The sequence below is a fragment of the Paenibacillus sp. PK3_47 genome (genome assembly GCF_023520895.1).
Taxonomy (GTDB): domain Bacteria; phylum Bacillota; class Bacilli; order Paenibacillales; family Paenibacillaceae; genus Paenibacillus_AQ.
The window spans coordinates 2,302,928-2,319,892 of sequence record NZ_CP026029.1 but is presented as its reverse complement, the minus strand read 5'-3'; the positions used below and the strand labels follow the sequence as shown (position 1 = coordinate 2,319,892).

Genomic DNA, 16,965 nt, shown 5'->3' with positions numbered 1-16,965 from the left:
TCGGGGCGGGTCCGGGAGGGCTTGCTGCTGCCATGCTGCTTGCGGCCGAGGGCTATGAAGTGGAGGTTTACGAGAAGCAGGATGATGTTGGCGGGCGTTCCGCAGAGCTAAGGCTCGGGGAATACCGCTTTGACCGCGGAGCCACTTTTCTGATGATGCCCCACCTGCTGGAGGAGCTCTTTGCTTCTGCGGGCCGCTCCCTGAGTTCTTATGTTTCTTTAAAAGAGCTTGACCCGCTCTACTCGCTGCACTTCGGAGACACCGTATTTACCCCCTCCACCCACCAGGAAAGAACGGCAGGGGAGATTGAACGGCTGTTTCCCGGCAACGGGGCAGGCTACCGGCGATTTATGTCCGACGAGGCTGAAAAGTTCGAGAGAGTAATGCCGCTCCTGCAGCGCCCTTTTCAAAAGCTGGGGGACTACGTCAAAAAGGATGTATTCCACGCGCTGCCGAAGCTGCATGCGGCGGATACCGTTTACAACCGGCTGTCCAAGTATTTTGATGACGAACGGCTGCGCTGGGCATTCACGTTCCAGGCCAAATATCTGGGAATGTCGCCATGGGATTGTCCCGGCACCTTCACCATCCTTTCATTTTTAGAGCACCGTTACGGGCTTTATCATCCCATTGGCGGCATTAACCGGGTGCTTCGGGCTATGGGCGAAGTGATTGCCGAGCATGGCGGACGTGTCCATACTTCGTGCGGCGTGCAGCGCGTCATTGTACAGAACGGGCAAGCGGCCGGGCTGCTGCTGGAGAACGGCGACAAGGTGGAAGCGGATTATGTGGTGATCGGAGCGGATTTCGGTTCTGCGATGACCCGGCTGTTCGAGCCAGGCGTCCTGAAACGTTATGCACCGGATAAAATCGCCCGCAAGCGCTACTCCTGCTCAACGGCAATGCTGTATCTGGGCGTGGACGGCCCTGTGGGGCTGGGCCATCATTCCGTACATTTTGCCGAGGACTACCGCCGGAATGTAGACGAGATTACACGCCAGGGCATCCTGTCCGATGATCCGTCCATCTATGTTCATAACCCGTCGGCCATTGATCCGACACTGGCGCCGGAAGGCAAGTCTTCCCTCTATGTGCTGATGCCGGTGCCGAATTTGACGTCCGGAATCAACTGGCTGCAGGAGAAGGAAGCCGTGGAGGCCCGGATGATGGAACGGCTGGAGAAGATTCCGTCCCTGGCCGGGTTGTCCGGCAGAGTAGAGGAGCGCCTCTTCTTCTCGCCGATGGATTGGCAGTACAAACTGGACGTATATAACGGCGCAACCTTTAATCTGGCCCATGACCTGGGCCAAATGATGTATCTGCGCCCGCACAACACCTTCCAGGAGGTACGCAATCTGTGGCTTGTCGGGGGCGGAACGCATCCCGGCAGCGGCCTGCCGACGATCTTCGAGTCGGCCAAGATCAGTGCCCGGCTGCTGAAGGAGCATGACCGCGCAGTGCGCGGGCGGAGCGTACAGGTGGCCGCCGGCCCGGGGGTGTCCCTGTGAGCCGGGTCGCCGTTGTCGGCAGCGGGATCGGCGGATTGACGGCTGCGCTGCTGCTCAGCCGCCGCGGGCACGCGGTTACCGTATATGAACGTGCCGGGCAGGTCGGCGGACGGGTCGCTTTTGAAGAGATGGGCCCGTACCGGATTGACCGCGGCCCGACGATCGTCCTCCTGCCGGAGATGCTGACCGGCATCCTGGAAGAGGGCGGGCTCCCGCCCGGCAGCCTGGAGCTCCTGCGCTGTGATCCGCTCTGCCGGATTCACTTCAAGAGCGGACGCGTCCTGACCAAGCTCGGCGGAACAGAGGAGCAGGCTGCCGAGATTGAGCGGCAGTATCCCGGTGAAGGCAAAGGCTTTCTCCGGTTTATGAAGGACATGGCCCGGCTATACCCGCAGGGCAAGGCATCCTTTCTGGAACGGGATTATCCGTACCGCCGGCAATTTTTCAGCCCGGCCAACCTTGCCCTGATGACCCGCCTGCGGGCTTACAAAAGCCTCCGTTCGGCAGTCGGCGGTTATTTCCGCAGCGAGGAGCTGCGTGACGCCTTCTCACTCCAAAGTTTATATATCGGAGGTGCCCCTTTCCGTACCCCGGGTATTTATACCATGCTGCCTTATGCCGAGAGTGCCTTCGGCATCTGGATGCTGAAGGGCGGATACGGAATGCTTCCGCAGATCCTGTCTGCAGAGCTGCTCCGCAGAGGCGTGCAGATTTATACGGATACTGAAGTCGAATCGCTGATTGTAGAGAACGGGCGCTGCCGGGGTATAAGGACCGGAGGCGCTGAGACAAGGTACGACGCTGTATTATATAACGGTGAATTTCCGTACCTGGAAGAGCTTCTGCCTCAGGAGCTGTTCAAGACAAGCCAGCCTGCCGCCAAGCCTGCGGAGAAGATGAATGCTGCGCGCAGACAGAAAATTCCGCGCGGGAATTACCAGCCCTCCTCCGGATGCCTGCTGATCTACGCGGGGGCCTCCAGACGGTGGCCGGAGTCGGAGACCCACCAGTTTTTCCTGCCGGAGAGCCTGGATGACAATCTTCGCGAGCTGTTCGATCACGGCCGGATTTCGCATCTGCCCTCTTATTATGTATTTAACCCGGTTATGGCCGATGATCAGGCTGCTCCTCCGGGAGAAAGTGTGCTGTATTTCCTTATCCCCGTCCCGGCTGATCCAGGTCTTAACTGGGATGAAATTGCCGGACCGCTGGCAGACCGGGTACTGGCTGATGCAGAGGAAAGAGGTTTTCCCGGCCTTTCCGCAAGTCTTGTCTGGCGCAAGCTCCGTACACCGGCAGATGCAGAACAGGAAGGACTGTTCGGAGGAGGCAGCTTTGGAATTGCGCCGGTGCTTAGCCAGCTGGGCGTTTTCCGTCCCCAGCCGAAGCCGTATCCCATTAAAGGCCTTTATGCCGCAGGCGCTTCCGTGCATCCGGGGGGCGGCGTACCGATTGTAATGCAGGGAGCCCGGATGGCCGTTCATGAAATGATAAAGGAGCTGAGTGACGATGAACAAAGAAATCTTGGGGCAATGTGAAGAGCTGATGAAGAAGGGATCCTCATCCTTTCATAAAGCTTTTGCCGGATTGCCGAGTCCGCGCCGTGAAGCTGTGCATGTCATTTATGCCTTTTGCCGGATGATTGATGACAGTGTGGATGAGCCGGAGCGTTCGCCTTACAGCATTTACGAGCTTCGCCGCCACTTTAACGAGCTGGAGACGGCGGGCGGTCATTTTATCTGGCCTGCGCTGCGCTGGCTGTTCGCGGGTTTCCCGCAGCTTGACCGTGAACCGTTTCTGCTGCAGATGGAGGGGCAGATAAGGGATCTGTCTTTTACACACTATGATACGATGGAGCAGCTGGAAAGCTACTGTTATCTGGTGGCCGGCACCGTCGGGGAAATGCTGCTTCCCGTGCTGCGTGATGATGCCAATGAAGACGCCCGGACAGCGGGTATTGCGCTGGGGATCGGGATGCAGATTGTAAATATCATCCGTGATGTGGGTGAGGATCTCGGCAAGGGACGCAGATATGTGCCGCTGCAGCTTATGCTCAGGCATGGTTACAGCCAAAGTGATCTGGAGAGCGGCCTGGTTAACGGGGCATTCGTCGGGTTGCTGCAGGAACTAAGAGCTGAAGCGTTGCACTGGTTTGAAAAAGGATTGGCCCATGTAGAGACATATCCGCCTGAAAGCGGTATGGCTGTGGAGCTTGCCGCCGCCTTTTACGCCGGAATTCTTGATTCCGTAGCAGCTGCCGGATATGATGTGTTCCGCGGACGGGCTTATGTCAGCGATGAGGCTAAGCTGCAGATGTTCATGCGTACAGCGGCACGATATGCTTCGCGGCTTGAAGAGGGATCAAGCAAAGCGGGAGTGTCCTAGATGGTCAGGACGGTATTCTGGATCTGGTACTTTATCGGTGCACTGCTGCTGGTCCTGTTCAGTATTCCGGAAAGTCTGAAGTTCTCAAGCGGCCTGTTTCTGGTTTTTTATGCGGCATATGCCGGTGATCTGCTGATTAAGGGACGGGAGTACCCACTAATGGCCGACCGGTCAGTCATTTATTCGGAAGAACTGCGCAAGCCTTCCCTCTGGCTGGGTTTTCTCGTGATCTGGACCGGCGGAATGGCTGTGGAGTGGTTCGGGGTCCATACCGGGCACCTCTTCGGCGCCTATGAATATTCCGATGCGCTCGGTCCGCTGCTGTTTGGAGTCCCGGTCACCCTGGGCTTCGCCTGGATCGCTGTCGTATGTAATGCCGCTCTTCTGAGCCGGGATTTCGGCCAGTCCGGCTGGAGGTTCCTGGTCCTGAGAGCCCTGCAGGTCGGATTCTGGACGGTACTGCTTGATCTCGTCCTGGATCCGGTTGCCCATGCCAGGGAGTTCTGGGTATGGGGGAGCAACGCGGGCGGATTTTACGGGGTGCCCTGGAGCAATTTTGCCGGCTGGCTGCTGATCGGGTCGCTGCTTTCACTGGTATTGCCGAACGCCCGGATATCTGCCGCAGCTGTCCGCCGGGGGACCCGCCTGTACCAGGGGTTTGTCATCCTGTTCGGACTGGTGGGGCTGCGCGAGGATCTGCCGCTCTGTATGGTCATCGCCGGACTTGCCGCCGCTCTTGCTGAAGGGAGTCTGCGTTATGCTGGAAGCCGCGAGATCCAAAAGGTTTAACGCCTTATTTTACCGCTACAATTCGCTTTATTTACTGCGCAGGCATTTCCGGTTCATCGGCATCTCAGGCGATTTGCAGCCGGCGGAAGCTGCGGACAGGCCTGTATTGTATCTGATGAACCACAGCTCCTGGTGGGATGGGCTGCTTGCCTATCACGCTGCCGGGAGGTCCGGCGGCCGCGACCACTATTACATGATGGAAGAGGAGCAGCTCCGCAAGTATGCATTTTTCCGCAAAATCGGCGCCTATTCAATCAATAGGCACAGCAGCAGTGATATCGGGGTCTCCCTGCGGTATACGGCAAAACTGCTGCGGGAAGGCGGCAATGTGTGGATATATCCCGAAGGGGAAATTCTGCCGCTTGAGCATCGTCCGCTTGTGCTGAAGGAAGGCGCGGCAATGGTGCTCCGTCTGTGTCCTGAGGCAGCTGTTGTACCGGTAACACTCTATCACGGCTTGTTTTTTCACTCCAAGCCGGAAGCGACGCTTCTTGCGGGCCAGCCCGTTATCCGCCCGTGGAAGGATATGGACAGGCAAAGCATCAACGGTATGCTGCAGGCTGTTCTCCAGCAGCAGCTTGACGAACACCGCCATTCCATCCTGATTCACAAAGGGCGTATGCCGGAAAGCTTCAGGCCGCTTATGACAGCAGGAAGATCAACCAATGAATGGTTTGACGCCTGGCGTGGCAGGGCAAGCCGATGATTACTGTACTCCAGGTTATTACAGGCATTGTACTGCTGCAGCTGCTGTTTGCGCTGTGGAACGCGTCCAGGCTTCCGGTGCTCGGTTCGGTGCGGGGCAAAGAGAGGTACGGCAGTAAACCGGGGAGACCTGTGCAGCGCTTATCTGTACTTATACCTGCCCGGGATGAGGCGGATAACATTGCGGACTGCCTTAGGTCGGTGCTGAATTGCCGCACAGATGGAACCGAACTGGAGATCCTCGTGCTTGATGATCAGTCACAGGACGGAACCGGCAGCATCGCCAAAGCTAACGGGGGAGGGCAGACCCGGGTGCTGACGGGCCGCAGGCTTCCGGAAGGCTGGCTCGGCAAATGCCATGCCTGCTTGCAGCTGGCGGAAGCGGCAACCGGTGAATGGCTGCTGTTCCTGGATGCCGATATCCGGCTGAAGCCGGAGGCGCTGGCGGCTGCGCTTGCTTCAGCCGGAGCACAGGGCAGCGGACTGATCACAGGCTTTCCCCGGCAGATGACCGGCTCGTGGCTGGAACGGCTCGTTGTGCCGCTGATGAGCTTTACTATTATCTGCCACCTGCCGGTTCCGCTTGTCCGGGGTTCAGGGGATCCCCGGTTTGTCGCCGCCCACGGCGGTTTTATGCTGATCCACGGGGAAAGCTATGCCCGCTGCGGAGGCCATGCCGGCATCCGGGGCCAGCTGGTGGATGATATGGCGCTGGCCCGGGCGGTCAAGCTGGCAGGAGAGCCTGTAACTCTGGCTGACATTACCCGGTATGCCGACATGCGGATGTATCATAATGCCCGGGAAGTATGGAAGGGTTACCGTAAAAATATATATGCCGGCCTGGGACGCAGACCATGGCTGCTGCTGGCTGTGCTGTTATTCTATACGGTTCTGTATGTGGTGCCTGCATTGACAGCTGTCTTTACCTGGCTGACAGGGGATTATACGGCCCTGCTGTGGTCGGCCGCTGCGCTTTGCGGCGGCATCGGCATCAAGCGGACCGCAGATGCTGCCGGCAGGCAGCCGCTATGGTTCTGTCTGCTTCTGCCTGCCGCTATAGTATGTCTTACAGCCATCTCGGCGGCTTCCTGGCGGGGCAGCAAATCTCAAGAAGGCTACGAATGGAAAGGAAGGCATTACCGATGAAGCAGAAGGCAGTGATTATCGGCGCCGGTTTCGGCGGGCTCTCCTGTGCGGTTACGCTGGCTGCCAAGGGCTGGGAAGTAACGGTATTGGAGCGCCAGGAACGTACGGGAGGCAAGCTGCAGCGCATTACAGAGCAGGGCTACACGTTCGACCGGGGGCCCAGCACCATTACGATGCCCCATGTGTTCCGCTCGCTCTACGAGCTTGCAGGGGTCCGGATGGAGGATTATGTCCAGCTATACGAGCTGGAGCCGCGCACACGCAATGTTTTTGCCGACGGGACGGTGGTTGATTTCTCCCGGAATAATGCATATATGGAGGAGCAGATTGCCGCTTACAGCCCCGGTGATGCCTCGCAGTATTCGGAATTTATGGACAGGGCCAAGACACTGTACCGTCTCAGTGAACAGCAGTTTCTGAGCCGTCTGCTGCTCTCCTGGAGGGATAAGCTGTCCCCCTCCCTGGTTCGCGATCTTATGCGTGTCCGTCCGCTCCTCAGTCTGCAGTCCCTGCTGCGGCGTTATTTCCGGCATCCCCATACCTTGGCGATGATGGGCCGATATGCTACATATGTAGGCTCATCCCCTTATCAATCCCCGGCGATCTTTGCCATGCTGGGGTATCTGGAGGGCGGAGAGGGAGTATACGGAGTCCGCGGCGGTACATACAAGCTGGTGGAAGGATTGACCGCCGTGGCGGAACAGCTTGGTGTCCGGATTGTCACCGGAACGGAGGTAACCTCCATCTCGGCGGTGAACGGCTCCGTGGAGGGTGTAGATACCGTAAACGGCTTTTATCCCGCCCGTACGGTGATCGCCGGCGGCGATGTGCTCAGCATTAACCGGAGGCTGCTTCCGGAGGCCAGCCGTAAGGGCATGAGCAACCGCCGGATCGACAAGTATGAGCCTTCATTGTCCGGTCTGGTCACCCTTGCCGGAGTCAGAAGGAAATATGAACAGCTTTTGCATCATACCGTCTTCTTCCCTGAACAGTACGAACCGGAGTTCCGGGACATCTTTGAGCGCAAACGTCCTCCACGGCAGCCGGCGGTCTATGTCTGTTATTCAGGCTATTCCGAGCCGGAGATGGCACCCGTAGACGGCAGCAACCTCTTTATTCTGGCCAACGCGCCTTATCTGAGCAAAGCCTGTGACTGGAACGAAGAAGCTGAAGCATACGGGGAACGGGTGCTGGGGGTTCTTGAGCACCACGGCCTTACAGGGCTTCGCCAGGCAGAGGTCCTTCAGCGGTATACGCCGCAGAACATCGCTGAAGATACGCTGGCTCACCGGGGAGCCATCTATGGCATCTCCTCCAACTCTGTCCGGCAGACCTTTTTCCGTCCGGGTAACCAGTCCAAAGATATCAAGGGCTTATGGTATGTGGGCGGCACCACGCATCCCGGTGGCGGCACACCTGTAGTTTCCTTGTCCGGCAGGCTGGTGGGTGAGCATATTGCCGGCCATATTGCCAGCTACATTTGAGCAGCATCCCGGCTTTTTGTGATTTGCCCTGCACCCCATGCTATAATGAAACGTGCTTATTGCAGAACGGCAGGAATTTAGGGCATCCTTATAACCAAAGACCGGTTAAGCACTGAAAGGGAGGGAGACAGCATGAATAATATGCCGCAGGAAGGACTGCAGCAGGGTATTAAGGTACCGTCCGCCGCGGGGCCAGATATGAAACCGCAGTCTGCCGGCAGTGCGGGGCATAAATCTCTGCTGCCTTCATCCAGAACGGGAGAACGCAAACTGGAACATGTGCGGCTCTGCCTGAACGAAGAGGTCGGGGGCAGCGGGATTACTACAGGCTTCGAGCAGTACCGGTTCCGGCATAATGCGCTGCCGGAGCTCAACTTTGAAGATATCTCGCTGGATACGACCTTTCTGGGCCGGAAGCTGCGCACACCGCTGCTGATCAGCTCTATGACAGGCGGAAGCAAGGCTACGGGTGCCATCAATGAACGGCTGGCGGCGGCAGCGGAGCGCAGGGGCTGGGCACTTGGGGTAGGCTCGGTCCGGGCTGCCGTGGAGCGGTCCGAGCTGGCGGAGACCTTCCAGGTGCGCAGCTGGGCTCCCGGCATCCCGGTTATTGCCAACATAGGCGCTGTGCAGCTGTCCTACGGCTTCGGGGTGGATGAATGCCGCCGGGCAGTCGAGATCGCCGGTGCGGACTGGCTGGTGCTGCATCTCAACGGGCTGCAGGAGGTGTTCCAGCCGGAGGGGAATACCGGATTCGCCTCGCTGCTGGGCCAAATTGAGAAAGTATGCCGGGTGCTCGGGGTACCGGTAGGCATTAAAGAGGTCGGCTGGGGAATTGACGGGGAGACGGCTGTGCGGCTGTACAATGCGGGTGCAGCCTTTATCGATGTTGCCGGTGCCGGCGGCACCTCCTGGAGCCAGGTGGAGAAGTTCCGCAGCAAGGATCCGGTGCGGCGTGCAGCGGCAGAGGCCTTTGCCGACTGGGGAATTCCGACGGCCGAATGTATTGCTGAAGTGCGTGCCGCGTCTCCGCAGGGCGGTCTCATCGGGAGCGGCGGGCTGAAGCATGGTGTGGACGCAGCCAAGGCGCTGGCGCTGGGTGCAGATCTGGCCGGCTTCGGCCGGAGCCTGCTGGGCCCGGCGGTAGAGTCGGAAGAAGCGCTGGACCGGGCGCTGGCCCAGGCGGAGCTGGAGCTGCGGACCGCAATGTTCGGCATCGGAGCGCCGGATTTGGCTGCGCTGCGCGGCAGTCCGCGCCTGATCCGGAAATAGGTGCGGCTGGGATTTTATAAGGTAAAGAGGGATGGAAAATGACAATCAGCCTGGTCAGAATGGACGAAACGGGATTTCAGTTTTTTTGGACACAATCGGTACGTGATTATGCACAGGACAAGGTTAAGGCCGGTGCATGGGATGCCGGGGCAGCTTTGACACTGTCCGAAGAAGCAATGATACGGTTTTTACCGGAGGGTCTGCAGACAGAAGGAGCCTTTTTATATTCGGCTGTAGAGAACGAAAGCGGTGCTCAAGCAGGCTATCTCTGGTTTAATGTGACCGAAGGGCCGATGGGACGGGAAGCCTTCATCTATGATATTTATATCTTTGAGCCGTTTCAGGGAAAAGGCTACGGCAAGCAGGCGCTGCTTGCTCTGGATGACAAGGCTAGGGAGATGGGCGTGACCAAAATCGGCCTGCATGTCTTCGGACAGAACACCCGCGCTTTTGAGCTGTACCAAAAAATGGGCTATCTCGTAACGGACATCACGATGTCAAAAACGCTGTAAAAGCTGTAATAGAAGGCCATGCGAACTGCACTGGCGGAGACCTCACATGAGGTCTTTTTGGCGTTTCTATACATTCAGATGCTTGTCCGGAGGAAGAAGCCGCGCCGCCCATAGCCGTCATGCCGGACAGGGGGGACGTGCTGAACTTTCCGTTTGTGCCGGGCTAGACCGCAGACGGCGCTGCGAACGAGGAATTCAAAACGGCCCCGCATTTGCCATAACCGCCGGACATCTGCTGTTGCTGGCGGTTTTGTTCTAATATATAATGGGTTAGATCAAGTCGGTAATTATGCGGTGGATCAATACAACCGAAAATAGGAGTTGTCATATAAATGGCTTTGAAAGCTGGTATCGTCGGATTGCCAAACGTTGGTAAGTCCACATTGTTTAATGCAATTACGCAAGCGGGTGCAGAATCCGCCAACTATCCTTTTTGCACGATTGACCCGAACGTCGGTGTCGTGGAAGTGCCGGACGAACGTCTCGATAAGCTGACTGAGCTGGTGCAGCCGAACAAGACCGTGCCGACTGCATTTGAATTTGTTGACATTGCCGGTCTTGTGCGCGGCGCAAGCAAAGGCGAAGGCCTGGGCAACAAGTTCCTGGCCCACATCCGTGAAGTAGATGCCATTGTTCACGTTGTGCGCTGTTTTGAAGACGAGAATGTAACGCACGTGGACGGCAAAGTGAACCCGGTCAGCGATATCCAGACAATTAACCTGGAGCTGATTCTGGCAGACCTGGAAAGTGTCGAGAAGCGGATCGAACGCTCCCGCAAGAACATTAAAGGCGGCGACAAGAAGTACGCCCAGGAAGTTGAACTGCTGGAACGCATCAAGGAAGCCCTCTATGAAGACAAACCGGTGCGCAGCGTGGAATTGTCCGATGACGAGCGCCTGATCGTACGCGATCTTCATCTGCTGACTCTGAAGCCTGTGCTGTATGCAGCAAACGTAGGGGAAGACGAGGTTTCTACTGCCGATGAGAACCCTTATGTTCAGCAGGTCCGTGATTTTGCTGTTGCCGAGAATGCTGAAGTCGTGCCGATCAGCGCCAAGGTGGAAGCGGAAATTGCCGAGCTGGAAGGCGAGGATAAAGCCATGTTCCTGGAAGAGCTGGGCCTGCAGGAATCCGGGCTGAACCGCCTGATCAAGGCTGCCTACAAGCTGCTTGGACTATACACTTACTTTACAGCCGGCGTGCAGGAGGTCCGTGCCTGGACCATCCGTAAGGGAACCAAAGCGCCTGGAGCGGCCGGTGTAATCCATACTGACTTCGAGCGCGGTTTTATCCGGGCTGAGGTAGTTGCTTACGCCGATCTTGTGGCTGCCGGTTCAATGAACGGGGCCAAGGAGCGCGGGCAGCTGCGCCTGGAAGGTAAGGAATACCTGGTGCAGGACGGCGACGTTATGCATTTCCGGTTCAACGTATAAAACAGCTTGAAGGCTTGAAGGTTAGACATAGAGAGGCCATTCTGTGGCGGGTATCCGCTGCGGAGTGGCTTTTTGTGCAATACAGGCGGAATAATATTACAGGGGAATCTGCATACTAAGGAGTGGCCGGATGCCCGGGCAACCGTCCCTTCGCGTCAGCCGTAGCCTGTCCTCTATAGGGGCAGCGCAATTTCAGGACAGAATCCCGGAATGCTGTATCCTGTACCGGACTAGAGCAAGCACGGCGTATCTGCCAGCACTATTGGGATGGGGGACTGGCTCTACACTTTGTGCAGGCTTGTTGATTAGCCATGTGACGGGAGACGGCTTCAGAGTGTGTGTGCAAATCGAGTTTAATGGAAATACTCCATCTAATTCTCCGGAAAATACAGGTTTTACAATAATAGCAGGGAAAACTCCACTTAAATATACCGGAATCGTCACCAAAGGCATATTTCCACCGCAATAACTGGAGAATTTCCAACTAAAAATTATAAATGGAGACAAAGGATAGAATTAGGCGGAGAAAATCCAATTCAGCTCAGCAGTGCAATCACTGGTGCGGACTTTACCGAAGACCGCGCTGTTCGGGGTGCCCTGCAAAGTACATTGACGGAAGGTTTTACACGGAATATCATGTTACCGAAGCATGAGACCTGCAATGGAAGCATAAGCAGTCCGTCGATTTCTGCCGAATAAGCGAAGCGCATTATAAAGATCATCAGCTGCCAATTTTTTTGTGAAAATTCACCCGGTTATGCTCGCGGTACTGTAGCCAATCAGCATAATCGGTGATATAATAAAAAGTCGTATATCTGTTTTTATCTCAACTACTCTTTTAAATCCTATGTGTTAAAATTCAAGCATATGTATGCAATATAATATTGAATCAGGAGAGGTGAATTCCCTTGTTGGACCGATTGCAATCCCTGGCGGACCGCTATGAGAAACTCAGTGAACTGCTTTGTGACCCGGATGTTGCAAGCGACAGTAAGAAACTGAGGGATTATTCCAAAGAACAATCTGATCTGCAGCCTGCCTATGAGGCCTATGTTGAATATAGAAATGTTATGGAAGAGCTTGAGGCTGCGAAGATGATGCAGGCTGAGAAGCTGGATGACGAGATGAAAGAAATGGTCAAGATGGAAATCGAAGACCTTTCCTCGCGCCAGGTGGAGCTGGAGGAGAAGATCCGGATTCTTCTGCTGCCTAAGGATCCGAATGACGACAAGAACGTTATTGTGGAAATCCGCGGCGCAGCCGGAGGGGACGAGGCGGCATTGTTCGCTTCAGATCTGTACCGGATGTATACCCGTTATGCGGATGCCCAGGGCTGGCGCATTGAGCTGATGGATGTGAACACCAACGACCTCGGAGGCTTCAAAGAGGTTATCTTCCTTATCAACGGACGCGGAGCTTACAGCAAGATGAAATACGAGAGCGGTGCACACCGTGTACAGCGTATTCCGACAACCGAATCCGGCGGACGGATTCATACATCGACTTCCACTGTGGCTGTTATGCCGGAAGCGGAAGAGTTCGAGATTGAAATTCATGACAAGGACATTCGTGTCGATACCTTCTGTTCCAGCGGCGCGGGCGGCCAGTCGGTTAATACGACCAAGTCGGCAGTCCGGGTAACGCATGTGCCTACAGGCATTGTGGCTACCTGCCAGGACGGCAAATCGCAGAACTCCAACAAAGAGAAGGCGCTGCAGGTGCTGCGCGCCCGGATCTCTGACCTGAAACGCCAGGAAGAGGAAGCGAAATATGCCGGGGAACGCAAGAGCAAAGTCGGTACGGGTGACCGCAGTGAGCGCATCCGCACCTACAACTTCCCGCAGAGCCGTGTAACCGATCACCGTATCGGCCTCACACTGCACCGTCTGGATCAGGTGATGAACGGGGATATCGCCGAGATTATTTCGGCGCTGTCGATTGCAGAGCAATCTGAATTGATGGAAAAAGGAGAATAATGCTTTGAAACACGACGCTTATGTCATGCCTAACGTGCAAAGCATCCGGGAAGCCTTTGCGGAGGCTTCTTCTTTTTTGGCCGCACACGGCTGCAATGAACCGCAGCGCAGTGCCCAGCTGCTGCTTGAGCATGTACTGGGGCTGAGCGGGGCGGCGTATTATATGGCGCTGGCGGATCCTTTTCCCCAGGCGGTAAAGGAGGCCTGGGAAGCCGGGGTTACCCGCCGGGCTTCAGGCGAGCCCGTGCAGTATATTACCGGCGAGCAGGAATTTTACGGCCGTGCCTTCGAGGTCACGCCGGATGTGCTGATCCCCCGGCCGGAGACCGAGCTGCTGGTCGAAGCGGTCCTGAAGTACGGCGCACAGCTGTGGCCGGACGGGATGGTGCCTGCGCCGGGCGGAGCGGCGCAGGCTGGCGCAGCGGATGCGGACGCTGCGGCTGAAGCGGCGGGCGGCATGGCTGCCGCCCGCGGGGAAAGCGGCGCGGCCGGAACGCGCGCGCCGCGGCCGCTGACCGCCGTCGACATCGGCGCCGGCAGCGGAGCGATCTCCGTCACGCTGGCGGCCGAAGCGCCGGCGTGGCGGGTGTGCGCCGGCGACATTTCGCCGGGCGCACTGGCTGTGGCTGCGCGCAATGCCGGGCGGCATGGCGCAGCTGTGGATTTCCGGCTCGGCGACCTGCTCGAGCCGTTCGCGGGGATGGAGACGGATATTCTCGTCTCCAACCCGCCGTATATTCCCGGCGGCGACATCGCCGGGCTGCAGCGGGAAGTGCGCGACCATGAGCCGCGCACAGCGCTGGACGGCGGTGGTGACGGGCTCGACCCGTACCGCCGCATGATGGAGCAGCTGGCGCTGCTTCCCGCGCCGCCGCGGCTGGTGGGCTTCGAGCTCGGCCAGGGCCAGGCCGGGCAGGTAGCCGGCCTGCTCCGCGCGGCCGGCCACTGGAACGAGATCATCACGATCGATGATCTCGCCGGGATTCCGCGCCATGTGCTGGGGATCGCCCGTTAGCGGAAGTCCAGATCCGGCTGCAGCAGGCTGCCGCCTGCTGGAACGTTGTGGAATTGTATTTTTGCTGCCCCTTCCTTTACAATAGAATGGACGGGACACCTGAAGCGTAGTGAACGGGAGCCCAGTACTGAGTAAGGAGACAGAATATGCTTCAGAAGATTAAAAAGATTGACGGCGTCATCGTAGTGATTCTTGTACTGCTGATGGTTGTCAGTATTTTTTCGATATACAGTGTCACTCACGGAAGAGACAAGCTGGACGGTTCCCATCTCAAAATGGTCAAGTTCTATATCATGGGGATTATCGCATTTGCCGGGCTCACCTTTGTGGATTACCGGATACTCGTCAAATACGCCCTGTATATTTATATTGCCGGGATCGGGATTCTCGTGCTGGTCAGCTTTATCGGGGCGGAACAGAACGGTGCCCAGGGCTGGATCAAATTCGGCGGTTTCAGCCTGCAGCCTGCGGAGCTGTTCAAGCTGATCCTGATTCTGTTTCTGGCGGCAGTGCTTGTCCGCAAGAAGAAGAACAAGCTTCTCTTTTGGCGGGATGTTGTGCCGCTTACTCTGCTCACCCTGCTTCCGTTTCTGATTGTCATCAGCCAGAATGACCTGGGTAACGCGCTGTCCTACCTTGTAATCCTGGTGGGGCTGCTGTGGATCGGCAATATCAAGTTCTCTCATGCATTGATCGGACTGCTGGTGATCGCCAGCACGGCAACGGCCGGAATTATGAGCTACATTCATTATCATGATAATATCAAAGAATTTTTTACGGATATCGGGCGCTCCCACTGGGTGGAACGGTTTGACCCGTGGCTTGTTCCGGATAAGGCGACCGCCAAAGCAAGCTATCATACCAAAAACGCCAAGCTGGCCATCGCCTCGGGCGGGATGAGCGGGGAAGGGTATATGCAGGGCACCTCTGTGCAGACAGACCGTGTGCCGTACACCTACTCAGACTCGATCTTTGTAGCCATTGCCGAGGAATTCGGTTTTGTCGGCTCTGCGCTGCTGCTGCTGCTCTATTTCATACTCATACACCGGATGATACTGATTGCGCTGGAATGCAGGGACAGGGGCGGACCTTTCCTGATTGTCGGCATCGTCGCCATGATGCTGTATCAGATTTTTGAGAATATCGGTGCGTTTATCGGCCTCATGCCGCTCACCGGCATCACCCTGCCGTTTATCAGCTACGGGGGGACCTCGCTTCTGATCAACATGGCCAGCATCGGTCTGGTGATGAGCGTGCGCCTTCACGGCTGCGAAGTGGAGGAAGACCTGCCGGGTCCTGCTGTGTATCCTGCCGCTGCCAAACAGGGCTAAAATTATTATGGAATCAAGAACCGCCGGAATGCATCTCGTCTGCAGAGAGCACTCCGGCGGTTTATTTTTGCGTCATCAGGGATATTGTGGGCAAAATATATAAAATTGTATCCGGGGGCCGGCTTGCATTACAATGGAAATAAGTGGCTGTTCATATATGGCGCTGTACGGCGAAGAGCATCCAATCTATATGCAGAAGGAGCGGTCCCATGCTTCAAAGGATTAAAAAGGTAGACGGAGTAATTATCCTCATTTTGGTTCTGCTGATGGGCATCAGTATTTTTTCAATATACAGTGTCACGCATGGAAGGCAGGATATCGACGGCTACCATATTCAGATGCTCAAATATTATGTGCTGGGCTTTATCGCCTTTTTCCTGCTGTCTGTGTTTGATTATCGGCTGCTGGTGAAATACGGGCTGTATATCTATATCGCGGGGATCGGGATACTGCTGCTGGTCAGTCTGATCGGAGCGGTGAAGAACGGGGCGAAGGGCTGGATTATCATCGGAAGTCTCAGTATCCAGCCGGCCGAGCTGTTCAAGCTGGTGTTAATTCTGTTTCTGGCCTCCGTGCTGGTACGCAAAAATAAACATACGCTCCAATTCTGGCGTGATGTCATTCCGCTGAGCCTGCTGGCGCTGTTCCCCTTTGGCATTGTAATTATCCAGAATGACCTTGGCAATGCCTTCGCTTATATTGTTATTTTGCTCGGTATTTTATGGATCGGCCGGATTAAATTCACCCATGCCCTGATCGGCTTTGTCTTGTGCGGGGGAGCGCTGGCCGGCTTTATTGTGAGCTATACCCAATACCATGACCAGACTGTGCATTTTATAAAAGAAACCATCGGCCGCGAGCACTTTATTTCCCGGTTTGACCCGTGGCTCGTTCCCGAACTGGCCAGCAGTGATGCCAGCTACCAGACCCGTAATGCCAAGGTGGCCATTGCCTCCGGCGGGATGAGCGGCGAAGGTTATATGCAGGGCAGCTCTGTCCAGTCCGGGCGGGTGCCGGTTACGTATTCGGATGCAATTTTTGTGCAGATTGCCGAAGAGTACGGCTTTATCGGTGCGGCGGTGCTGCTGCTGCTGTTTTTTATCCTGATCCACCGGTTGATTCTGATTGCCCTATCGTGCCGTGACCGCGCGGGACCGTTTCTGATTGTCGGCATTGTCGCGATGCTGCTGTACCAGATTCTTGAGAATATCGGGGCATATATCGGACTGATGCCGCTGACAGGAATAACCTTGCCGTTTATCAGCTTTGGCGGGACTTCAGTCCTGATTAATATGGCCAGTATGGGCATTGCAATGAGCGTACTGCTGTATGGCCAGGATGTGGAGGATGACCTGCCGGTTCCCGCCATTCCCCCTGTCCGAAATAAAATGCTAGATTACTAGGTTTGC

14 protein-coding genes are annotated in these 16,965 nt (G+C 56.4%); all 14 read left to right on the top strand.

Annotation, left to right across the window (positions count from 1 at the left end; all coding sequences use genetic code 11):
- Positions 1-32: 32 nt before the first annotated feature.
- The 14 genes from C2I18_RS10450 to C2I18_RS10385 all read left to right on the top strand — a co-directional run bounded on the left by C2I18_RS10450 (position 33) and on the right by C2I18_RS10385 (position 16,959).
- Positions 33-1,508 carry a phytoene desaturase family protein gene (locus tag C2I18_RS10450; RefSeq protein WP_249902073.1) on the top strand — a complete coding sequence of 492 codons (1,476 nt, stop codon included), beginning with the start codon at positions 33-35 and terminating at the stop codon, positions 1,506-1,508.
- On the top strand, positions 1,505-3,046 hold the full coding sequence (locus tag C2I18_RS10445) for a phytoene desaturase family protein (protein ID WP_249901117.1): 1,542 nt from the start codon (positions 1,505-1,507) through the stop codon (positions 3,044-3,046). The genes C2I18_RS10450 and C2I18_RS10445 overlap by 4 nt, the downstream gene beginning before the upstream one ends.
- Complete coding sequence (locus C2I18_RS10440; protein WP_249901116.1) at positions 3,018-3,893, top strand: phytoene/squalene synthase family protein; 876 nt, start codon at positions 3,018-3,020, stop codon at positions 3,891-3,893. Before C2I18_RS10445 ends, C2I18_RS10440 begins: the two co-directional genes overlap by 29 nt.
- Entirely contained in the window at positions 3,894-4,682 is a 789-nt protein-coding gene (locus C2I18_RS10435) for a carotenoid biosynthesis protein (RefSeq protein ID WP_249901115.1), read from the top strand.
- The gene (locus C2I18_RS10430) at positions 4,651-5,388 is read left to right on the top strand and encodes a lysophospholipid acyltransferase family protein (RefSeq protein ID WP_249901114.1); all 738 of its coding nucleotides are present in this window, start codon (positions 4,651-4,653) and stop codon (positions 5,386-5,388) included. The genes C2I18_RS10435 and C2I18_RS10430 overlap by 32 nt, the downstream gene beginning before the upstream one ends.
- A complete protein-coding gene (locus tag C2I18_RS10425; RefSeq protein ID WP_249901113.1) occupies positions 5,385-6,533 on the top strand; it encodes a glycosyltransferase family 2 protein in 1,149 nt (382 codons plus the stop codon). The genes C2I18_RS10430 and C2I18_RS10425 overlap by 4 nt, the downstream gene beginning before the upstream one ends.
- Positions 6,530-8,017, top strand: a complete 1,488-nt coding sequence (locus tag C2I18_RS10420) for a phytoene desaturase family protein (RefSeq protein WP_249901112.1) — start codon at positions 6,530-6,532, stop codon at positions 8,015-8,017. Before C2I18_RS10425 ends, C2I18_RS10420 begins: the two co-directional genes overlap by 4 nt.
- 198 nt (positions 8,018-8,215) lie before the next feature.
- The gene (fni, locus tag C2I18_RS10415; protein ID WP_249902072.1) at positions 8,216-9,289 is read left to right on the top strand and encodes a type 2 isopentenyl-diphosphate Delta-isomerase; all 1,074 of its coding nucleotides are present in this window, start codon (positions 8,216-8,218) and stop codon (positions 9,287-9,289) included.
- Between the two features lie 38 nt (positions 9,290-9,327).
- A complete protein-coding gene (locus C2I18_RS10410) occupies positions 9,328-9,801 on the top strand; it encodes a GNAT family N-acetyltransferase (protein ID WP_249901111.1) in 474 nt (157 codons plus the stop codon).
- A gap of 332 nt (positions 9,802-10,133) precedes the next feature.
- Entirely contained in the window at positions 10,134-11,234 is a 1,101-nt protein-coding gene (gene ychF, locus C2I18_RS10405; protein ID WP_249901110.1) for a redox-regulated ATPase YchF, read from the top strand.
- Positions 11,235-12,142: 908 nt separating this feature from the next.
- Positions 12,143-13,210, top strand: a complete 1,068-nt coding sequence (prfA, locus tag C2I18_RS10400; protein WP_249901109.1) for a peptide chain release factor 1 — start codon at positions 12,143-12,145, stop codon at positions 13,208-13,210.
- Positions 13,211-13,235: 25 nt separating this feature from the next.
- On the top strand, positions 13,236-14,225 hold the full coding sequence (locus C2I18_RS10395) for a N5-glutamine methyltransferase family protein (protein WP_249902071.1): 990 nt from the start codon (positions 13,236-13,238) through the stop codon (positions 14,223-14,225).
- A gap of 146 nt (positions 14,226-14,371) precedes the next feature.
- Positions 14,372-15,556 (top strand): FtsW/RodA/SpoVE family cell cycle protein, encoded by a 1,185-nt coding sequence (locus C2I18_RS10390; protein WP_249901108.1) that lies wholly within the window; start codon positions 14,372-14,374, stop codon positions 15,554-15,556.
- Positions 15,557-15,765: 209 nt separating this feature from the next.
- Positions 15,766-16,959 (top strand): FtsW/RodA/SpoVE family cell cycle protein, encoded by a 1,194-nt coding sequence (locus tag C2I18_RS10385; protein ID WP_249901107.1) that lies wholly within the window; start codon positions 15,766-15,768, stop codon positions 16,957-16,959.
- Positions 16,960-16,965: the final 6 nt, after the last annotated feature.

What these genes read in the sequence shown, in the direction of transcription:
- C2I18_RS10390 (WP_249901108.1), top strand. Translation starts at nt 14,372, where the DNA reads ATGCTTCAGAAGATTAAAAAGATTGACGGCGTCATCGTAGTGATTCTT.
- C2I18_RS10440 (WP_249901116.1), top strand. Translation starts at nt 3,018, where the DNA reads ATGAACAAAGAAATCTTGGGGCAATGTGAAGAGCTGATGAAGAAGGGA.
- C2I18_RS10435 (WP_249901115.1), top strand. Translation starts at nt 3,894, where the DNA reads ATGGTCAGGACGGTATTCTGGATCTGGTACTTTATCGGTGCACTGCTG.
- C2I18_RS10430 (WP_249901114.1), top strand. Translation starts at nt 4,651, where the DNA reads ATGCTGGAAGCCGCGAGATCCAAAAGGTTTAACGCCTTATTTTACCGC.
- C2I18_RS10385 (WP_249901107.1), top strand. Translation starts at nt 15,766, where the DNA reads ATGCTTCAAAGGATTAAAAAGGTAGACGGAGTAATTATCCTCATTTTG.
- C2I18_RS10410 (WP_249901111.1), top strand. Translation starts at nt 9,328, where the DNA reads ATGACAATCAGCCTGGTCAGAATGGACGAAACGGGATTTCAGTTTTTT.
- C2I18_RS10420 (WP_249901112.1), top strand. Translation starts at nt 6,530, where the DNA reads ATGAAGCAGAAGGCAGTGATTATCGGCGCCGGTTTCGGCGGGCTCTCC.
- fni (WP_249902072.1), top strand. Translation starts at nt 8,216, where the DNA reads ATGAAACCGCAGTCTGCCGGCAGTGCGGGGCATAAATCTCTGCTGCCT.
- C2I18_RS10450 (WP_249902073.1), top strand. Translation starts at nt 33, where the DNA reads ATGCTGCTTGCGGCCGAGGGCTATGAAGTGGAGGTTTACGAGAAGCAG.
- C2I18_RS10395 (WP_249902071.1), top strand. Translation starts at nt 13,236, where the DNA reads ATGCCTAACGTGCAAAGCATCCGGGAAGCCTTTGCGGAGGCTTCTTCT.
- C2I18_RS10425 (WP_249901113.1), top strand. Translation starts at nt 5,385, where the DNA reads ATGATTACTGTACTCCAGGTTATTACAGGCATTGTACTGCTGCAGCTG.
- ychF (WP_249901110.1), top strand. Translation starts at nt 10,134, where the DNA reads ATGGCTTTGAAAGCTGGTATCGTCGGATTGCCAAACGTTGGTAAGTCC.